General features: G+C 38.4%; 20 protein-coding genes and 1 pseudogene (1 of these 21 cut by a window edge). 2 read left to right on the forward strand and 19 right to left on the reverse strand.

Translation table 11 applies throughout. From position 1 onward, the window contains the following. Positions 1 to 209: 209 nt before the first annotated feature. Genes A3H37_04475 through A3H37_04485 form a run of 3 tightly spaced genes read right to left on the reverse strand, consistent with a single transcriptional unit; the run spans position 210 to position 3,757 of the window. Positions 210 to 1,358, reverse strand: coding sequence for a hypothetical protein (locus tag A3H37_04475; GenBank protein OGL48182.1), 1,149 nt, complete (start codon positions 1,356 to 1,358; stop codon positions 210 to 212). Positions 1,359 to 1,415: 57 nt separating this feature from the next. Beyond that, positions 1,416 to 2,300, reverse strand: coding sequence for a hypothetical protein (locus tag A3H37_04480; protein ID OGL48219.1), 885 nt, complete (start codon positions 2,298 to 2,300; stop codon positions 1,416 to 1,418). A 35-nt stretch (positions 2,301 to 2,335) separates the two neighbouring features. Then, on the reverse strand, positions 2,336 to 3,757 hold the full coding sequence (locus A3H37_04485; protein OGL48220.1) for an aminodeoxychorismate synthase, component I: 1,422 nt from the start codon (positions 3,755 to 3,757) through the stop codon (positions 2,336 to 2,338). A 189-nt stretch (positions 3,758 to 3,946) separates the two neighbouring features. Here A3H37_04485 and A3H37_04490 point away from each other — a divergent pair, with 189 nt between their 5' ends. After that, on the forward strand, positions 3,947 to 4,387 hold the full coding sequence (locus A3H37_04490; protein OGL48221.1) for a hypothetical protein: 441 nt from the start codon (positions 3,947 to 3,949) through the stop codon (positions 4,385 to 4,387). Positions 4,388 to 4,389: 2 nt separating this feature from the next. Here A3H37_04490 and A3H37_04495 read toward each other — a convergent pair whose 3' ends face one another. The 16 genes from A3H37_04495 to A3H37_04570 form a co-directional block, all read right to left on the reverse strand. Continuing rightward, positions 4,390 to 4,650, reverse strand: a complete 261-nt coding sequence (locus A3H37_04495) for a hypothetical protein (protein ID OGL48183.1) — start codon at positions 4,648 to 4,650, stop codon at positions 4,390 to 4,392. A 47-nt stretch (positions 4,651 to 4,697) separates the two neighbouring features. Next, positions 4,698 to 5,243, reverse strand: a complete 546-nt coding sequence (locus tag A3H37_04500; GenBank protein ID OGL48184.1) for a 2-oxoglutarate ferredoxin oxidoreductase subunit gamma — start codon at positions 5,241 to 5,243, stop codon at positions 4,698 to 4,700. A gap of 64 nt (positions 5,244 to 5,307) precedes the next feature. Then, positions 5,308 to 6,129 (reverse strand): 2-oxoacid:ferredoxin oxidoreductase subunit beta, encoded by an 822-nt coding sequence (locus A3H37_04505; GenBank protein ID OGL48185.1) that lies wholly within the window; start codon positions 6,127 to 6,129, stop codon positions 5,308 to 5,310. A gap of 1 nt (position 6,130) precedes the next feature. Continuing rightward, complete coding sequence (locus A3H37_04510) at positions 6,131 to 7,261, reverse strand: 2-oxoglutarate synthase subunit alpha (protein OGL48186.1); 1,131 nt, start codon at positions 7,259 to 7,261, stop codon at positions 6,131 to 6,133. 93 nt (positions 7,262 to 7,354) lie between these two features. Then, positions 7,355 to 7,552, reverse strand: a complete 198-nt coding sequence (locus tag A3H37_04515) for a tungsten formylmethanofuran dehydrogenase (protein OGL48187.1) — start codon at positions 7,550 to 7,552, stop codon at positions 7,355 to 7,357. 152 nt (positions 7,553 to 7,704) lie between these two features. Then, positions 7,705 to 8,577 carry a succinate--CoA ligase subunit alpha gene (locus A3H37_04520; protein ID OGL48188.1) on the reverse strand — a complete coding sequence of 291 codons (873 nt, stop codon included), beginning with the start codon at positions 8,575 to 8,577 and terminating at the stop codon, positions 7,705 to 7,707. Positions 8,578 to 8,761: 184 nt separating this feature from the next. Continuing rightward, positions 8,762 to 9,922: a succinate--CoA ligase subunit beta gene (locus tag A3H37_04525; protein ID OGL48189.1), complete on the reverse strand. Its 1,161-nt coding sequence runs from the start codon at positions 9,920 to 9,922 to the stop codon at positions 8,762 to 8,764. 131 nt (positions 9,923 to 10,053) lie between these two features. Further along, a complete protein-coding gene (locus tag A3H37_04530; GenBank protein OGL48190.1) occupies positions 10,054 to 10,614 on the reverse strand; it encodes a fumarate hydratase in 561 nt (186 codons plus the stop codon). 11 nt (positions 10,615 to 10,625) lie between these two features. Further along, complete coding sequence (locus A3H37_04535; GenBank protein OGL48191.1) at positions 10,626 to 11,468, reverse strand: fumarate hydratase; 843 nt, start codon at positions 11,466 to 11,468, stop codon at positions 10,626 to 10,628. 96 nt (positions 11,469 to 11,564) lie between these two features. Further along, a complete protein-coding gene (locus tag A3H37_04540) occupies positions 11,565 to 12,497 on the reverse strand; it encodes a malate dehydrogenase (protein ID OGL48192.1) in 933 nt (310 codons plus the stop codon). Between the two features lie 74 nt (positions 12,498 to 12,571). Further along, a complete protein-coding gene (locus A3H37_04545; protein OGL48193.1) occupies positions 12,572 to 13,822 on the reverse strand; it encodes an isocitrate dehydrogenase (NADP(+)) in 1,251 nt (416 codons plus the stop codon). A 269-nt stretch (positions 13,823 to 14,091) separates the two neighbouring features. After that, positions 14,092 to 14,292: a 30S ribosomal protein S21 gene (locus A3H37_04550; protein ID OGL48194.1), complete on the reverse strand. Its 201-nt coding sequence runs from the start codon at positions 14,290 to 14,292 to the stop codon at positions 14,092 to 14,094. Positions 14,293 to 14,471: 179 nt separating this feature from the next. Then, positions 14,472 to 15,752 carry a type I citrate synthase gene (locus tag A3H37_04555; GenBank protein OGL48195.1) on the reverse strand — a complete coding sequence of 427 codons (1,281 nt, stop codon included), beginning with the start codon at positions 15,750 to 15,752 and terminating at the stop codon, positions 14,472 to 14,474. 367 nt (positions 15,753 to 16,119) lie between these two features. Further along, the gene (locus tag A3H37_04560; protein OGL48196.1) at positions 16,120 to 16,863 is read right to left on the reverse strand and encodes a hypothetical protein; all 744 of its coding nucleotides are present in this window, start codon (positions 16,861 to 16,863) and stop codon (positions 16,120 to 16,122) included. Between the two features lie 31 nt (positions 16,864 to 16,894). Beyond that, positions 16,895 to 17,917, reverse strand: a complete 1,023-nt coding sequence (locus A3H37_04565; GenBank protein ID OGL48197.1) for a hypothetical protein — start codon at positions 17,915 to 17,917, stop codon at positions 16,895 to 16,897. A 92-nt stretch (positions 17,918 to 18,009) separates the two neighbouring features. Then, the gene (locus tag A3H37_04570) at positions 18,010 to 19,197 is read right to left on the reverse strand and encodes an MFS transporter (GenBank protein OGL48198.1); all 1,188 of its coding nucleotides are present in this window, start codon (positions 19,195 to 19,197) and stop codon (positions 18,010 to 18,012) included. 212 nt (positions 19,198 to 19,409) lie between these two features. On the opposite strand from A3H37_04570, the pseudogene A3H37_04575 reads away from it, so the two are divergent. Continuing rightward, positions 19,410 to 20,073 (forward strand): annotated as a pseudogene (locus tag A3H37_04575) (hypothetical protein); it runs 113 nt beyond the window's last position.

The following is a 20,073-nucleotide window of genomic DNA, read 5'->3' on the forward strand; positions in this document are numbered from 1 at the left end:
TTTCATTAATTTAATACTATTAATTCTATAGTTTAATATATCAAAAACTTTACCATAGCAGGTTTTATTTTGATACTTTCTTCTGAAACACTTAAATTAAAAATCAGTTTTCTTTTCTTGAAAGCCTTTCTGCAAGCTCAATATCTTTACGGGAATCAATATCTATGCATTTATCCAACAAAGCCAAAATAATCTATCTTACAGCAATTCTAGTGGAGCCATGCGCTGTAATCATAGCTGAAAGTTACCACAGCACCAATATATCCGTAGGCATTGTTAAATTGTTCTGAGGTCAATCTGTTATATAAAAAAGGAACCTCTCCAAGAAGGTTATTGCTGTAAAACTTCCCCTGCAGAGTAACAGAGACATATTTGTTTATTATTTGGTTAAGTTTCACATCTACTATATTATTTTTTGTAAAGTCACTCCCTATATCATTGTCTATGTCTCTATCAACTGTTACAAACTTGTAATTAATATTGAGTATGAGAGTTGGTTTGATGCGGTAGTGAAACCCAACCCCGACAGAAAAATTATTCTGGTCATACTCCAAGCCCTTAAGAAGATTCTGAATCTGAGGTATATTAAGGCTTGTATTGAATTCTGACTCAACGCGGGTTCTCCCAACTTCAATAAAGCCATGGGCAACAAGGTCTTCAAAGAGGAGTTTGCTGACATAAAAAGAAACAGAGTAAGTATTGTCCTTAACTCCTCCTATTTCTATTGTAGCAGGTTTTGGCAAAATTATAGTACTAAACCCAGGGAAAGTAATCTCAGATATCCTTCTGCTTATATTTTCTCCTCTGTCATATTTGTAGTTTATTCCCAAAGATACGGCAGGCGCAAATGATTTTTCTTTAAATACATTCCACTTTAGTGATGATGCTATTTTTGTTATTTTAAGCTTGTCTATCCCGTAATCTATCTTTGGAAATTCAGCTTTAAGCGTGGCAGTAATACTTTCTGTCAAACCAAAATTAATCATCCCTCCATAGCTCTCGTAGTCTCCCAAATTCCCCAAAGTCCTGTTATTATCTTTTCTGAAATTAAATATATCAACTTTTGAATCAAGATGCTCATACAAGAACGAAGCCTCAAGTCTTCCCCTGTCAAGAACATATGCCATTGGAGAATCAAGGATTAAGCTGAAATGGTTGCTGGGTGGTTCAAGGCTAGAGCAGATATCCGGAATAGAAACCGCGAAGATAAAAAAAAAGACTAAAAATAATTTTTTGATTTTTTCTGTTTTCAACAAAGTTATCCTAATAATGCCAAAAAATAAAAGCAAACCTGAATGAATATTAAAATAGAATTTTTTATTTTTATCTTGAAGATTTTCAGCAAGCCTGTGCCTCAAAAATGGTATTTGCTATCAAAAGTAATATCAATAGTCAAGAATATTAATTTTTTCGTTTTATTTAATTAAACCTGATTTATCCCGTTTAACTATATCCCTGTAAGAAGAAATAAGTGCTTTTGTTATTATATCAGGTTTCCCGTTCCCTACAAGCAAAGAGCTCACCATCCTGACAGGCATTATTTCCATTAATGAATTTGTCAGGAAACAGCCATTACAATTGAATAACCGCTCAGTCTTGAATTTCCCTTCCCTGACTTTAATTCCAAGCTCTTTTGCCAGTCCAATAACAGTCTGTCTTGTAATTCCTGAAAGAATATCATTCTGGACTGATGGAGTTAGAAGCATACTATCTTTTACAAAAAATATATTGCTCACTGCACCTTCACAGATATACCCATTCTCATCCAACAGAATTCCTTCAAAAGCCCCTTTTTTCCTTGCCTCAATCCTTGCCAGAATATTTGGCAAGAGGTTATGTGTTTTGAGTTTTGAATTAAAAGATGATGATGGTATTTTTCTGATTGAGACAATTGCTGCCTTAACCCCCTTATTATACCATGATTCAGGGTAAGGCTTAAAAGGTCTTGCAATAATATAAAATGTAGGCTTTATTTTTTTAACAATTTCAAACCCTCCGCCAGATGCTCCCCTTGTAACTCCAGCCCGTATATAGGCATCTTTAAGTTTATTCTGTTTTAAAATTGTGTTCATTTGGAAAGAAATATTTGTTAGCAGAGATGGTGGTTTAATCCCTAATGCTTTCAATGTATAAAAAAGTCTTTTAATATGCTCATCAAGTTTAAAAACTTTACTGCTGTAAGCACGCATTGTTTCAAAGGCGCCATCTCCGAATAAAAAACCACGGTCAAAAATTGAAACCATTGCTTTATTTTCCTGAACAAACTTGCCATTGATGTAGATCATTAATTTATTTTTCATATGAAGTTTATCAGAAGCAGAGCAAGGCTCTGCAGCTACAGCCAAAACTTCCCATCCCACCCAACTGCCTCCAACACTGGCATTGCCTTCTGCCAAGTCTCTTCATATTCCTTCTCAGGCTCAGAATCAGCAACTATTGCTCCTCCAACCTGAAGATATAATTTTTCTTTTGCTGCAATCAGGGTTCTTATTATGATGTTAAGGTCAGCCTCTCCTGAGAATGATAAATATCCAAGTGAACCTGAATATATCCCTCTTTTAACCGTCTCAAGCTCCTCAATAATTTCCATTGCCCTTATCTTTGGAGCGCCTGTCATTGACCCTCCGGGAAAACATGCCTTTATGCAATCAAACATATCTTTATCTTCAGATATCTCTCCCTCAATAGTTGATACCATCTGAAAAACTCCTGAATAAGCCTCTACTGCCATCAGTTCTTTTACCCCTACAGTCCCAAATCTGCATACTCTGCCAAAATCATTTCTCACAAGGTCAACAATCATCAGATTTTCAGCCTTTTCTTTTTCACTTGAAATAAGGTCATTTTTAAGATTCTCATCTTCCTGTGGAGTTTCACCTCTCCTCCTTGTCCCTTTTATTGGCCTGCTCTCAAGTTTCGAATCTTCTATTTTCAAAAACCTCTCCGGAGAAGCAGATATGATTTTAAGGTCCCCGAACTGTAAATATGCTGCAAAAGGAGTTGGATTAACTGAATTTATCCTCCTGTAAATTTGCCAAGGTTCAATGCCTGACTCTATCTCCATCCTATGTGAAAGGTTAACCTCATACACATCCCCAATCCTGATATATTCCTTGGCTTTTTCTATCATATCAATATATTTTCTTTTTGAAACGACATTTGTAACTCTTCCCCTTATATCAGAGTTCAGCAAATCTTTCTCAGAACATTTATTTTTCTCTTTATCTCTGACTTTTTTTTCAATAACAGCCACAAAATCAGAAGCAGTTTTTTCAGACCATTCCGGATATTGAAAAGATAAATCAATGGAAAAGATATATTTTTTTTTTGACCACTGGTCATAAATTATTCCTGCATTTACAAACATAAAATATGAATCAGGAAGATTAAGGTCATCAGTGCTTATAGCAGGTAGGGTTTCTAAAAATCCCGCAAGGTCATAACCAAAGTAACCGACAGCTCCTCCGGCAAAAGGAATCTCTGCCATATTCTTTTCTTTTACCCTGAATCTGTTAAAAACAGATTTCAATTCTTCAAAGGGATTCCCTCTTTTTCTTACAATGCCTCCTTTGTCTCTTATTTCAATATCCTCTCCCTTGCTTTTAAATGTAAGGAATGGCGCTCCCCCTATAATTGAATACCTTGCAAGCTTTTTTATGTCTCCTCCGCTTTCAAGGAGAAAACAGTGCTCATATTCAAGAAAGATTTCAAAAATTTCATGGAGAGATAGATATGTATTTAGTTCCTTTAGAATCATAATTAATCTTATTAAAGCTTTCAGAAGCAAAGCTATGCTTTGCAGCTACTTGTTATTATTCACTGTTTACTATACATTATACATCAACTTGGAACTCTGCTTGACAATGTCTGTTTTAGGACTAATTTTTAGAATATGCAAAACAGAGAAAATTCACAATCAAAAAAGATAGCATTTTTTGCTGATGTAATGCTCGGAAGTCTTGCAAAATGGCTCAGGATACTTGGTTATGATACTTCCTATGAACAGACTATAACATCAGAAAAATTAGTCAGTGCTTCCAGGGATGAAAAAAGAGTGATTCTTACAAGAAATAAAAGCCTTGCAAAAACTCTTGATAAAACTGAATACCTATTTATTGAAAATAATTCCATTGTCAGCCAGCTTAAACAGGTAATAGATAATTTCAGCCTTGTTGTTACAGAAAAGTTCCTCACCCGCTGCACAGAATGCAATTCTGAAAAAATACCAGCAAATAAAGAAGAATTAAGAAATGAAGTGCCTGATTTTGTTTTCAGAACACAAAATGAATTTTCAAAATGCCCTGTGTGTGGCAAAATTTTCTGGAAGGGAACACATTTAAAAAGAATGGAAGAAATCTTAGAAAATCTGAAAAAACCTGATTCCTGATTTTAATACTTGTTCTGCCTGAGAAGCTCCGCAATTTCAGGTTTAACCCTTGAAAAGGCGTCCCTTCTCATACAAAACTCGTTATCTATAATAAAACCGTCAATCAAGCCCTTTTCTTTATAAAGAAGCTCTCTCAGTGTGTATTTTGTCACATTCAACTCCCTGGCTGCTTCACCAAGGTTGATGAATTCATTTTTTTTTACAGAATCAACCATTTTAAAAAATCTAAAGTTCAAAATCCAAATATTAAAAGTTTTAGTCATTTGAGTTTTGGATTTTATTTGAGCTTTGACATTTGGATTTAACTCATTTATTTCTGTCTTGCTGCCTCAAATCCTGCTTCAAGGGCTGTTTTGTTGAGTTCAAGAAATGCCTTTGGAACCCTTGCAAGGACCGCTTTTTCAATTGCCTGTTTTGAAACTATCTTTGTTATTTCAACAAGAGCTCCAAGCGCTACTATATTTGCAGTAATTACTTTACCAACTTTCTTTCTTGCAATATCAACTATTGGCAGCTTGATTACCTTGTAATTTCCTGCTGGAATGTTTTTCACCATATCAGAATCAATGATTAAAGTTCCGCCGTCCTTCAAATCCTTAACATATTTATTACATGCCTCTTGAGTAAGAGAAAGCAGTGTGTCAATGGTTGTTGCCTTTGGATAATCAATTTCTTCATTGCTTATTATGACATCTGATTTGCTGGCGCCGCCTCTTGCTTCAGGCCCGTATGACTGGCTCTGAACAGCATTCTTTCCGTCATAGATTGTCGCTGCCTCAGCAAGAATAACCCCTCCAAGAATCAGACCCTGTCCGCCTGACCCGCTTAAACGTACTTCATATTGTGATGATGACATCTCTAACCTCCAAATCTTATAAAAAATTCTAAACCCTAATATCGTGTTTAGAATTTAGAGCTTTTTAATTACTTTTCCCTCCCTGAACCCTTTCAATAAGCCTTGCATACTGTTCAGTATACTCAGGTTTTTCTACATCGTGGAGAACTCCTGTAACAAGTTTTCCCTGCAGTTCTTCAGGGCTCATTGTTTTAGCCTTGCTGGAAGGAACTGTGTTATCCTTATACCAGTTCATCATATCAACAGGTGTCGCCTGCTTATTTCTTCTCCCATATGCGGTTGGGCATTGGGAAAAGATTTCAACTATTGAAAATCCTTTTTTTCTTATTGCCTGTTCAATCAGCTTATCAAGAGCAACAGCATGGTAAACTGTTCCCCTTGCTGCAAATGAAGCTCCGGCTGTAATTGCAAGACCACAGATATCAAAAGAGGGTTCAATATTTCCATATGGAGCAGTAGTTGCCAGGTGGCCCAGAGGTGTAGTTGGAGAATACTGACCGCCTGTCATGCCATAAATAAAGTTGTTATAAATGAGCATTGTAATATCTATGTTTCTTCTTGCGCTATGGATAAAATGGTTGCCTCCGATTGCAGTAGCATCCCCGTCTCCTGATACAACTATTACAGTCATTTCAGGCTTTGCCATTTTAACCCCTGTTGCAAAGGGAAGGGCTCTGCCGTGAGTTGTGTGCAGCGTATTGAAATCAAGATAGCCCGGAGTACGGCTTGAGCATCCAATGCCTGATACCATTGCAATTTTATCTTTTTCAAGCCCGATTCTGTCAATTGCTCTGATTATAGCCTTCATTGCTGTCCCGTCTCCGCATCCCGAACACCAGATGTGCGGGAATTTTTCCACTCTCATATATTTTTCATAGACGCTCATTTTATGCAACCTCCTTTACTCTGCTCAGAATCTGGTCTGGGTTTATCGGTTCACCATCAACGCGATGCACTCCAAAAACCTTGCAACTATTCTTGGATGCCCTTTCAACTTCAAGCCTCATCATTCCCATATTCATTTCTGGAACAATTATTGTTTTAACTTTTTTAGACAATTCAAAAATTTTTTCTTCCGGAAATGGCCAGAGAGTTATACCGCGAAACATTCCAACTTTTATTCCCTGAGCTCTGGCAAGCTTAATTGTTTTTTTTGCTGCCCTGGCAGATGAACCATAAGCAAATATTGCTATTTCAGCATCTTTAAGCTCAATTTCTTCATAAGTAATAATATCATCTTTATTCTTTTCAATTTTTCTCATAAGCCTTTCCTCATCCATCTGCACAAGTTCGGGATTGCCTGTAGGAAATCCTGTTTTATCGTGGTTCAATCCTGTTACATGGAACCTGTAGCCCTCGCCAAAAGCCGGCAGAGGGTTTACATCATTGGCAGGGTCATAAGGAAAATAATCTTTAGGACTGCAATCAGGTTTTTTCCTGTTCACAATCTCTATCTGGCTTCTGTCAGGAATCTCAATTGGTTCTCTCATATGCCCTACTATTTCATCAAGGAGAAGAATAACAGGAGTTCTGTACTTTTCCGAAAGGTTGAAGGACCTTACAGTAAGGTCAAATGACTCTCTCACTGACCATGGAGCAATTGCAATTACAGGATGGTCTCCGTGTGTTCCCCATTTCGCCTGCATAACATCAGACTGAGAAGGAGACGTTGGAAGCCCTGTGCTCGGACCACCACGCATAACATTTACTAAAACAAGAGGAACTTCAGTCAGCATCGCATATCCGAGATTTTCCTGTTTCAGGGAAAAACCCGGTCCGCTTGTTGCTGTCAGAGACTTTACTCCTGCAAGAGATGCCCCTATAATAGTACCCATTGCAGCAATTTCATCCTCCATCTGGATAAACTTTCCGCCAATCTGCGGAAGCCTCCTTGCAAGAACCTCTCCAATCTCAGATGATGGCGTTATGGGATAACCTGCAAAAAACCTGCAACCTGCTGCAATAGCACCTTCTGCACAGGCTTCGTTTCCCTGTAAGAATCTTATTCTCTTTTCCACTTTTCTTAAAACCTCCTGAAAATCCGTGATACCGCTTTCCTTATGGAAGATAAGCGGCAGGATATCTTTTTATGTTTTAATCTTATTATTTTCTTACACTATTACTTCAATACAGAAATCAGGACACCTGATTTCGCATTGTTTACAAGCTATGCAGGCATCCAAATCTCTCACTGAAGAAACAAAACCTTTTATTTCAAGAACCTTGGTTGGACAGAATGCCACGCATATTTCACACCCTTTGCACCACTTTGGATTTATATTTATCTCTTTTGCCTTTGGCTTGGTCATAATGATTAATTCCTTTTACCCTTATTTTAGCTGTAAGCTATAAGCTTTAAGTCATAAGCTTTTTTGAAATTTAGAACTTTAATTTTTAGACTTTCATACTTCGATATTTTTATTCCTTACAGCTTATAGCCTACAGCTTACAGCTATTTTTTTTAACCTCTCAATACCTTCTCAACTGTTTCTCCAATAACTGCGGGGCTTTCACAAACAGCAATTCCCGCATCTTTCAAAGCCTTCATTTTTTCATCAGCAGTACCCTTGCCCCCTGAAATTATTGCTCCTGCATGCCCCATTCTTCTTCCAGGAGGAGCTGTCCTTCCGGCAATAAACGAAACAACAGGTTTTGAAAAATTTTTCTTTATGTAAGAAGCTGCTTCTTCCTCTGCTGTACCTCCTATTTCACCTATCATTACCACTGCCTCTGTTTCAGGGTCAGCTTCAAACAGAGGAAGAAGGTCAATGAATCTTGAGCCTATTATTGGGTCTCCGCCAATTCCAATACATGTTGACTGGCCTATTCCTCTTGTACTTAGCTGTGAAACAGCCTCATAGGTTAATGTTCCGCTCCTTGAGATAACTCCGACTCTTCCCTCTTTATGAATAAACCCCGGCATAATCCCTATTTTGCATTTGCCAGGGGATATTATTCCAGGACAGTTAGGTCCTATAAGCCTTGTCTTTTTACCTTTGAGATATTCATAAACCTTTACCATATCAATTGTTGGAATCCCCTCTGTAATACACACGACAAGGGCAATCCCTGCATCAGCAGCCTCCATAATTGCATCTGATGCAAAGGGAGGAGGAACAAAAATCCCGGAAGCATTGGCACCCGTATTTTTTACAGCCTCCTGTACAGTATTAAAGATAGGTATTCCGTCAAGCTTTTCCCCGCCTTTCCCTGGTGTAACACCTGCTACTACCTTTGTTCCGTATTCAATTGCCTGTCTTGTATGGAAAGTCCCCTCGCTCCCTGTAATTCCCTGAACAACCACTTTTGTGTTTTTGTCAACAAGCACACTCATCAGTTTTCTCCATAATATATAAATTCTAAATCCTAAACAAATTAGGATGACCAAAATTCTGAATTCCAAACTTAAAAAACTATCAGGTTTTGAACATTCGATATCTGAATTTTGATATTGTTTAGAATTTAGTGCTTCGAATTTAGAGTTTATTAAAAATTTAGTTTTTACAACAAAGGACTATTCACTTCTTTATTGCTGCCACAACCTTTTCTGCAGCGTCTTTTAATCCTTTTGCAACTATGAAATTAAGCTTTGAGCTGTCCATAAGCTCTCCAGCCTCTTTCGCATTTGTTCCTTCAAGCCTTACAACAACAGGAACGTTAACTTTAACCTGCTTCAGTGCCTCAATCACTCCCTGAGCAACTCTGTCGCAGCGAACAATCCCTCCAAAAATGTTTATCAGCACTGCCTTTACATTCTTGTCAGCCATTAAAATCTTAAAGGCATTTGCCACTCTTTCAACGCTTGCTCCGCCTCCAACATCAAGAAAGTTTGCAGGCTCGCCGCCGGCAAGCTTTATTATGTCCATTGTTGCCATTGCAAGCCCTGCACCATTGACCATGCAACCAACATTGCCGTCAAGTTTAATGTAGTTTAAATCATATTTGGAGGCTTCAATCTCAAGCGGTTCCTCTTCATTGAAGTCCCTTAGTTCCCCAATCTCTTTGTGTCTGAACATAGCATTGTCATCAAAATTTATTTTAGCATCAAGCGCAAGGATATCTCCGCTTTTTGTAATCACAAGCGGATTGATTTCCACAAGTGAGCTGTCAGTTGCTTCAAAAGCCCTATAAAGCGCGAGGATTAATTTTGTTGCCTTTCCGATTAAGTCCTTGCCAATGCCAAGTCCAAAGGCAAGCTTTCTTGCCTGAAATGGTTGGAGCCCCACTGCAGGGTCAACAACCTCTTTTAAAATCTTTTCAGGGGTCTCTGCAGCAACCTTTTCTATTTCCATCCCCCCTGCTTCACTTGCCATTATAACAGGCTTTGACTGAACTCTGTCTATTACGATTCCAAGATAAAACTCCTTTTGAATATCCATTCCTTCTTCGATTAGAAGCCTTTTAACTTCTTTTCCCTCAGGTCCTGTTTGGTGTGTAACAAGCATCATTCCAAGTATCTGTTTTGCAATCTCTTCAGCCTGCTCCGGATTCTTTGCAAGCTTCACGCCTCCTCCCTTTCCTCTTCCTCCTGCGTGAATCTGCGCCTTTACAACAACAGTGCCTCCAAGTTCCTTTGCTATGTCCTTTGCCTCAGAAGGGGTATAGGCTACCTTTCCTCTTGGTACCGCAACACCGAATTTTCTCAAAATTTCCTTTGCCTGATATTCATGAATTTTCATTTTAAGCTCTTCTCATCAAATTCCGCAATTTTAATTTTTGAATTTTGACTTTCTATTTTGACCTTTATCTTTTGCTCTTTATCTTTTGTTCTTCAATTTTTAAATTTTCACTTTTTATTTTTAAATTTATTTTATCCTATCTGATACTGCTTTCTACCCTGCTCATAAAGGTCATTTCCGTAAACATCATTCACTACTACCACAGGGAAATCCTCAACCTCAATGAGGCATATTGCCTCAGCGCCAAGCTCTTCATATGCAACAACCTTGGAGCTTTTTATCCTCTGTGCAATCAAAGCCGCTGCCCCTCCTATTGCTGCAAGGTAAACACACTTATATTTTTTCATTGCCTCAATTACATCCTTTGAGCGGGAGCCTTTACCTATCATCCCTTTAAGCCCCAGTTCAATCAGTCTTGGTGCATAAGCGTCCATTCTTCCGCTTGTTGTCGGACCTGCTGAACCTATGACTTTCCCGGGTTTTGCAGGAGTAGGACCAACATAGTAAATCATCTGCCCTTTGACATCTATTGGAAGCGGTTTGCCTGTATCAAGAAGCTCAACAAGTCTTTTGTGAGCAGCATCTCTTCCTGTATAAATAGTTCCGGTTATCAAAACCTGGTCTCCGGCTTTAAGTTTCTCAATAACCTTGTCGTCTTTTACTGGTGTGATTATTTTAATTGGCTCTCCCATTGTTTTATCCTTTATAAAATAACTTCTTTATGCCTATGGGCATGACAGTTTATATTAACCGCTACAGGAAGGCTTGCAATGTGGCACGGATGTTTCTCTATATTGACTGCAAGGGCTGTAATCCTGCCGCCAAATCCCTGAGGTCCGATTCCAAGATTATTCACTTTCTCAAGTAATTCTTTTTCAAGCTCAGCAGTGTCAGGGTCGGGGTGATGTTTGCCAAGTTCTCTGAGAAGAGCTTTTTTTGCAAGCATTGCAGCTACTTCAAAAGTCCCTCCGATTCCAACACCCACAACAATAGGAGGACACGGATTTGAACCTGCCTGGCTCACCCTCTCAATTACAAAATCCTTTACGCCTTTAACCCCGTCAGCAGGCTTTAACATCTTAAGTCCGCTCATATTTTCACTTCCACCGCCTTTTGGTGCAATTGTAATCTTCAGATTCTCACCCGGAACAAGTTCAATATGAACTACAGCAGGAGTGTTATCCTTTGTATTAACTCTTTTAAGTGGGTCAGAGACAATTGATTTTCTCAAAAACCCCTCTGTGTATCCCTGACGCACTCCTTCGTTTATGGCATCTTTAAGAGTGCCTCCTGTAATATGAGCATCCTGCCCAAGCTCCACAAAGAACACTGCAAAGCCTGTATCCTGACACATTGGGACCTGTTCATTCTTTGCAATGTTTGCATTCTCAATAAGCTGTTCCATCACAGAGACCCCTGCAGGAGACTTTTCTTCCTTCAAAGCCTTATTGAAAGCCCTGAGCACATCTTCGCCCAAATAATAATTAGCCTCCATGCACATCAGCTTAACAGCCTTTGTAATATCATTAGCGTTTATGTTTTTCATCTTCTTATCCTCTCAAGGAATGAAAAGAAGGGATTTAATTTTAATCAAATCCCTTCTTTTGCTTCATTTCCCTATAATTTTAATCTTTAATTTTTTTTAAATTTTCAGTAATGCAACCTGCTTTCTTATTCCATCAACAGATTTCTGCAGTGCTGACATTTCATCGTCTGTGAGTTTCAGTTCAATTATCTTCTCTACGCCATTGGCGCCCAATTTTGCAGGAACCCCGACAAACATTCCATCTTTAACTCCGTATTCACCTTCAAGACATGCTGCGCATGGAAGTATTCTCTTCTTGTCTTTTAATATTGCCTCAGCCATCTGGATTACAGAAGCAGATGGTGAATAATAGGCACTGCCTGTCTTTAAGAGTGCAACTATCTCTCCTCCTGCACCCCTTGTTCTTTTTACGATTTTTTCTATCTGTTCGTTTGACAAGAAGTGGGTGATTGGAATTCCGGAAATTGTAGCATATCTTGGAAGCGGTACCATTTCATCTCCATGACCACCAAGGACACAAGCCTGGATATCTTCTATTGATACTCCAAGTTCCATCCCTATAAATGATCTGAATCTTGCACTATCAAGAACACCTGCCATTCCCATAACCCTGTTTTTTGGAAATTTGCTTACCTTCCATGCAAGGTAGGTCATAATATCAAGCGGGTTTGATACTACTATGATTATGCAGTTTGGAGAATACTTTGCCACTTGTTCAGTACAGGCTTTTACGATTTCTGCATTCTTAGCCTGCAGGTCTTCTCTTGACATTCCGGGCTTTCTTGCAAGCCCTGCTGTTATTATAGCTATGTCAGAATTTTTTGTCTCCTCGTAACCGTTTGTTCCAACAATATTCACATCAAACCCTTCAACCGGCGCTGTTTCCATCAGGTCAAGTCCTTTGCCCTGAGGAACGCCCTCAACAACATCAACCAGTACAATGTCGCCCAGTTCCTTTGCTGCAGCCCAGTGTGCAGCAGTTGCTCCAACATTCCCCGCTCCAACTATTGTAATTTTGTTTCTTCTCATCTCTCTCCCCTCCATACAAACAATTAACTAAAAAACTAATAACCCAAAACTAACTTAAAACTAAAAAACTAATCTTATGCTTCCATATTTTTGATTATCTCAGTTCCAAACTCAGAACACTTCAGCAATCTGGCACCATCCATCTGCCTTTCAAGGTCATAGGTGACAGTTTTATTTTTTATGGTTTTCTCAAGTGCCCTGATAATCATATCTCCTGCCTTGTCCCAGCCCATATGCTCAAGCATCATAACCCCGGACAGAATAACAGAACCCGGATTTATCTTGTCCTGTCCTGCATATTTTGGTGCTGTTCCGTGGGTAGCTTCAAAGAAAGCAGCATTGTCTCCGATATTTGCGCCAGGTGCAAGCCCAAGTCCTCCGACCTGCGCAGCACAGGCGTCCGAAAGATAATCGCCGTTAAGATTGGGTGTGCAAATTATTTCATACTCATCAGGCCTGAGTAAAACCTGCTGGAAAATTGAATCTGCAATACGGTCTTTAATCAAAATCTTTCCTTCAGGCATTTTACCGTTGTATTTGTCATACAAATCCGCTTCGCTGACTATTTCTTTGCCGAATTCTTCTTTAGCAAGCTCATATCCCCAATCCCTGAAAGCCCCTTCAGTAAACTTCATGATATTGCCTTTATGCATCAGAGTTATGCTCTTTTTGCCTTTTTTTATTGCATAATTAATAGCCCGTCTCACAAGTCTCTTTGTAGCCATAATGCTTATTGGTTTTATACCAATACCCGAATCCATTCTGATTGTCTTCCCAAGTTCATTCTTAATAAAGTTTATTATCTTCTCTGCTTCCTTTGTTCCCTGTTGCCATTCAATACCAGCATAAACATCTTCAGTATTCTCCCTGAATATTACAACATTTAATTTTTGTGGTTCCTTTACAGGACTTGGAACCCCCGAAAAATATCTTACAGGTCTTACGCATGCATAAAGGTCAAGGATCTGGCGGAAGGTTACATTAAGACTTCTGATTCCGCCACCAACTGGGGTTGTAAGAGGACCTTTTATTGCAACCTTATATTCTTGAATCGCCTTTAGTGAATCTTCAGGCAGCCAGTTATTGAAAAGTTTATTTGCTTTTTCACCGGCATAAATTTCAAACCAGTGAATCTTTTTCTTCCCGTTGAACACCTTTTCAACTGCAGCATCAAAAACTCTGACAGATGCAGCCCATAAATCAGGGCCTATTCCATCCCCTTCAACAAATGGAATTATGGGGTCATCAGGAACTATTAATTCGCCATTTTTTATTTCTATTTTTGAACCACTTTTGGGTGGTTTTAAATCTTTAAAACTAACCACTCTAAAAGCCTTCCCCTTCTAAAAATAAAAAAAATTTGATAATATATATTGATAATATAATTTCAGAATCAATTCATTGAAAATCCTGAGTTCTAATCTTGATTCTGAAAAATAGAAAAAAAGAAATTCCTTTTTTTTAACTCTTTAAAATTTTTAGAACTCAGGATTTTTCTTGTATTACCCATTCAACTTTTCTTAATTAAAACCACAAAGTCTCTGCCATCAAATCATATCACATTTTATTGCAATTAAGCTCTCTTGAAAATCTTCTATACTTCTTCTTTTCTAATCTGGCTTTGCTGCTTTATTGCTTTCAAGAGGCTCTTTCTTCTGCGCTGTGTAGGCTTTTCGTAATACATGTTTCTCTTCATGTCCTTTACAAGCCCTTCTTTTTCCATCTTTTTTTTCAATTGCCTCAGCGCTTTGTCAAGATTGCCCTGAACTTCAACCTTAGCGTTTATTGGCGTCATTTTTCATAACTCACCCCTTTTATTTTAATAATTTAAAAGTGTTTAAGTTTTAATAGGTTACCCAACTTTTGTGGCGCAATCTATTAAAACTCTACTCTTTTGTCAAGCTTTAATAGGAATTAAGTTACAAAAAACAGGTTTCCTCTATTAATCTCTTTTCAAATCTGCGTAATCACCCCTCAAGCTTTCATTACAGTCTTTTTTATCCACTCGGTTGTAACTGATTTTGGGCGTACAAGGGGTGACCCGGTTGCCCTGCTTATAATCGCCTGAGCAGAAACTCCAAGAGCCCTTGAAACACTGAAAAGCACGGTATAGTAATCAAACTCAGTCATTCCAAAGTGATAGAGAAGCGAACCTGAGCTTGCGTCAACATTGGGCCATGGGTCTTTTGCTTTTCCCTGCTCAACAAGAACCTTTGGAACAATGTCATAAACTTTGGCAACAATCTGGAAAACAGGGTCCTTTGAGCAGTACTTCTTGCCAAAATCAAGAAATGCTGCAAACCTCGGGTCTGTAATCCTGAGCACTGCGTGACCATAGCCCGGAATGACTTTCCCTGAATTAAGCGTATCCCATGCAAATTTTCTGAGGTCATCATCTGATGGAACTCCGTTAAATTTATCTTTAACCATCAGTATCCATCCAAGGCATTCCTGGTTTGCCAGACCGTGAAGAGGTCCTGCAAGACCATTAAGTCCTGCAGAAAGAGCATAATATATATCTGAAAGTGCAGAGGCTACTGTATGTGTTGTTGCGGCGCTCACATTCCCGCTCTCGTGGTCGCTGTGAAGAGTTAAATAGAGTCTCATTAGGTTTGCAAAGTTTCCGCTGGGGTCAGCAATACCCATCATATGGACATAGTTTGCGCCCATGTCAAGCTCTGGTTTTGGGGCAATGCGTTTGCCCTTGTTAAATCTCATCCTGTATATTCCTGCAGCGATTTCAGGAAGCTTTGCAATCAGATTAAGACAGTCTTCAAGCATCGCCTCCCAGTAAACATCCTTCTTCATTCCCTCATTATATCTTTTCTTAAATACTGATTCTCCCTCCATTACAAGGATTGCAGTATTTAGCATTGTCATTGGATGGGAATTTGCTGGCATCGCCTTTAAAACATTCCACACGTATTCCGGTGTTCCTGAACGTTTTTTCAGATCATCCTGCAAAGACTTAAGTGACTCTTTGTCAGGGAGTTCTCCTGTGCACAGGAGATAAAAAACCTCTTCAGGAAGTTTATCAGTAAGCTGTCCAACCGGAATACTTCTTATTATTAAACCCTTATCAGGCGGCACCTCTGATGTATCGCACACAAGTCCTTTAACACCACGCATTCCGCCATACGCCTGACCAACTGTAACCTCGCCAATGACCTTGTCTCCATACTCTTTGTTCAGTTTCTGGATTTCTTCTCTCCATGCAGGTATTTTCTGCACAAGTTTTTCTTTTAATGTAGCCATTTCAACCCTCCTTTACCTTTCAATATGTTAAAACTTAATAATTATAGAACTGCTATTTTCCCAAACCATCTTAAAAGAAAATTGAGATTACTCTATCTCAACAATGAAGAAAAAATGCAACAAAAAAACTTAAAACACTAATCCTTTGAAAATCAATGCATTTTTTATGCCAATCAATACAAGAATTTGAAAAACAAGATTTATTTGTTTGAATTTATTAATAAATTTAATATCAGCGAAAAAACAAAAAGATGGTAAAAAATTAGAAATTGTGTCCCAAATTTGACAACTTGTCTTTTATGACTCACATTGGGTTTCTGTTTGATGAATTGTAATGGTCTGTAGGGAAACAGAAACTCCTTGAAAATCAGACGGAGGAATAATAGATAAAGGCGAGAAAAGATACTAAAACCAAACTAGTGGCGATATACAAAAAAACAGATACCTTTTGCTTTGTTACTATCCGCCATTTCTTTGTGACTTCCTCAAGATGCAGGCTTGAAATTTTATCTTCTGGAGCTAACCTCAAAGCCTCTGTAAAATGGACTTTAGCCTTTATCAAATCTCCTGACTCCTCTAACACAAGCCCGAAATCCCTCTGGAACAGAGGAGAATTAATATCAATTGATAATGCCTTCTCAAATGCCGTAACCGCCATTTTAAAAAGTTTCTGTCTGGCGTAAGTGAGGCCAAGATAATCATAAAATCTTCCATCCTCAGGATAAAATCTTATTGCATTTTTAAATTGCATTACAGCATTTTTGTATTCTCCATTATCAAAGAAATCTTTTCCCTTCTCAAAATATTCAAGGGCTGTTGTTCTCCCCTCTCCGTGGTCAACAGTTTCACCATCTCTGTTCTCGAGGGTTTCCTTTTCTTTTTTTCCGGAAGGCACTGCACTGCCTTGAATTTCACCATGTGTTTTATCACTTAAGATAATGTGGTAAGCTGAAGTAATCTTCTTAAATCTTTCTTCATCTATCAACCTCTCTTTGTCTGATTGATATCTCTTTGAATAGTGCTCCTTTGCAAGACTTCTGTAAAGAGCTTTAATCTCTTCAACAGATGAATCAGGAGAAATCCCCAAAAGACTGTACAATTCATAACTCATAATTTGCAACCTGAACCCTGCTATCTGAAACTCAGAAATCTCCCGGCGCCCACAAATACATGAATTTAGGTGTAAGATAAGAAGATATCTCTTTTCTGCTGCCAAGATTTAATAAATTTAAGCTGACTGGCTGCTGAATAAAAAGCTTTGAGTAGATGTTGTTGGCATAAACTCCGGGTCTTTTATACATTACTACTTTTGCTTCAGCAATCCCTGATTCTTCCTTTGCAATCTCTATGGCATCATCAAGGTAACCTATTTTATCTATTAGTTTTTCTTCTAAAGCCTGCTTCGCGGAATAAACCCTTCCATCGGCAAGTCTTTTGATATCTTCTCTGTCAAGTTCTTTTCTTCCTTCATCAACAACATCAATAAACCGGCTATATAAACTGTAATTAATCTCCTGAAGTATCTTCCTTTCTTCTTCAGTAATTGCCCTGAACGGAGAACCAATGTCTTTTTTATCTCCTGATTTTATTGATGTTTCTTTTATGCCAAGCTTGCTGAACAACCCTTCCACATTAAAATTTTCAAAAATTACCCCAATGCTTCCTGTCAGGGTTGTAGGGTGGGCAATCACCTTGTCAGATGCCATTGCAATAAAATATGCGCCTGAAGCACCAACATCCATCATACAGGAAACAACCTTGATTTTCTTTCCTTCTTTAAATTTCTTTATTTCATTATGAATAATATCACTTGCGGTTACTGTTCCTCCCGGGCTGTTGATTCTCATGATAATAGCTTTTATCCTGCTATCCTCCTTTGTTTTTTCAAGCTGTTCCTTTATTGATGCAACCATATCTTCCTCTGAAAAAACCCCGGAAACTCCAGAACCGCCAGCCTCAGAAATAATTCCAGAAATATCAATCATCAAAATCTTATCCTTTCCTTTACCTGAAACAAATACCTCCTTCAACGGCTCTTTCTCTCTCAAAAAAGGGTTAACCTTTGCAGAAATAAAGATGCAGGATGAGACAGAAATCAAAAGTAATACTAGACTAAGGAATATGCAAATGAGAAAATGTTGTGAAATTGTTGGATTTTTATCCATTAGTTTATCCTCCTTTAAAAGCCCGTAGAAACAGGTCCCTGCCTGCCGCAGGCAGGTCCAGACCTGTTAATAACACACCTGAAGGTGTGTTTCTACATTCTTTTTATTTTTATTCCCAGAAGCATAACTGATGCCACCATTGCAATTCCTGCTCCGGTCATAAAGGCATACTCCATTCCTGCTTTCTGCCATATGACGCCGAAAAGCAGGCTTGCAGGCAGGGCAGAGATTCCAATGGCGAAATTATAGAGTCCAAAAGCTGTTCCCCTTAGATGCTGCGGAACCAAATCTGCAACAAATGCCTTTTCAACTCCCTCTGTCATTCCAAAATAAATACCGTAAATTATAAAGAGAATCCAGATATGCAAATGAGAGGAAGCATAGGCAAAGCCAAGATAGACAAGCCCGTAAACCAGCCAGCCGGCAATTATTATCCTTTTTCTCCCTACCCTGTCAGACATAACGCCTCCGGGAGTTGAGCTTAAGGTTTTTACTATGTGCAACACTGCCCATATTGCAGGAATCAGGTGTGCAGGGACTCCGGCTTCCTTTGCCCTTAAAAGCAGAAAGGCATCACTTGAATTGCCAAGGGTAAAAACTATTACTGAGGCAAGCAACATCTTGAATCCTGAATCAAAATTTTTAAGGCTGAATGTTAAAGGTTGCGATGAACCCTTTCTGTCAATTCTTGTTTCTTTTACAAAAAAGAGAATCACAAGAAGGGAAAGGATTCCGGGTATTGCAGCAAGAAGGAAGAGGCTTCTGTAATCTGAGGTTATATATGCAAGTATAAGAGTAGCAAGAATTGGTCCTGCTACTGCACCTGCATGGTCCATTGAGCGATGAAAACCATACGCCTTCCCGTAATTTGCAGCATCAACTGAATCTGCAATCAGCGCATCCCTTGGAGAGCTTCTTATCCCTTTTCCGACCCTGTCTGAAAACCTTATTACAAGAACCTGCCACCATGCTCCTGCAAGGGCAATAAGCGGTCTTGCGAGGGTTGAGAGGGAATAGCCTGAAAGTATTATTGGTCTTCTTTTTCTGACTCTGTCTGAGAAATAGCCTGAAAAAAATTTTAGAAGGCTTGCAGTGCTCTCTGCAATCCCCTCTATTATCCCAATCAATGCAGGACCTGCCCCAAGGGTTACTGTGAGGAAAAGGGGCAGTATAGGATAAATCATTTCACTTGATGCGTCAGTTAAAAAACTCACAACACCAAGGGCAATAATATTGCCTGGAAGACCAAGAAAGAATTTCTTTTCTGTTTCCTTTTTCATGGGGACTTTATGGTTTCTTCATAACATTGAACTTTATATTTTGGCAAGTTTAATTCTTTTAAAAAATTAAAAAAATAGTAATATAAAATAAATAACCCACATTTATTGTCTTTCCAAAAATTCCTTCTTGTCATAAAATTTAAAGGTAACAATTTCTAGGGGTATTGCATCTATTAGGTATGCGAGTCTTATTACTTTAGGCGAGATAAAAAATGAAGATAGACGAAAGTGAATTAATAATAAATACTCTAAACGGTAACTTAAAAGATTTCTCGATATTAGTAAAAAGGTATCAAGAAGTAGTAAATGGATTAGCATTTACTATTGTAAAAGATCCATTTGCAGCAAAGGATATTAGCCAGGAAACCTTTCTTGCAGTATTTAAGAACTTAAGCAAACTAAAAGATTATACACGTTTCCCTGCATGGCTTAAGAAAATTACAATTAATATATCGAGAATGTGGTTAAGAAAGCAGAAAAAAGAGAAGGATTTATTCAGTGAAGAAATTTGTTCAGAGAGAAAAGGTGAAGTACCAGAATTAGAATCTATTGATTTGAAAATTGAAAACCAAGATTTCTATAAACGTGTAAATAGTATATTAAATTCCTTAAGTAATAAGACTCGCATACCTATTACACTATGCTTTATAGATGATATCCCCTACAGAGAAGCAGCAAGGTTTCTCGGCATTAGAGAAAGTACCCTGAGAAAGAGGTTGCATGATGCGAAAAAGAAACTGCAGAGAGAGATTGTAAAGATGGCTGAAAATATGCTTGAGGAATATAGACTGCCAAAGAATTTTGCAGAAAAATGTATTTGCGGGTGTAAAAGAAGTAAATTAACGAGGAAGGAGGTGAAAGACATGGGAAAAAAGG

Source organism: Candidatus Schekmanbacteria bacterium RIFCSPLOWO2_02_FULL_38_14, assembly GCA_001790855.1.
Taxonomy (GTDB): Bacteria; Schekmanbacteria; GWA2-38-11; order GWA2-38-11; family GWA2-38-11; genus 2-02-FULL-38-14-A.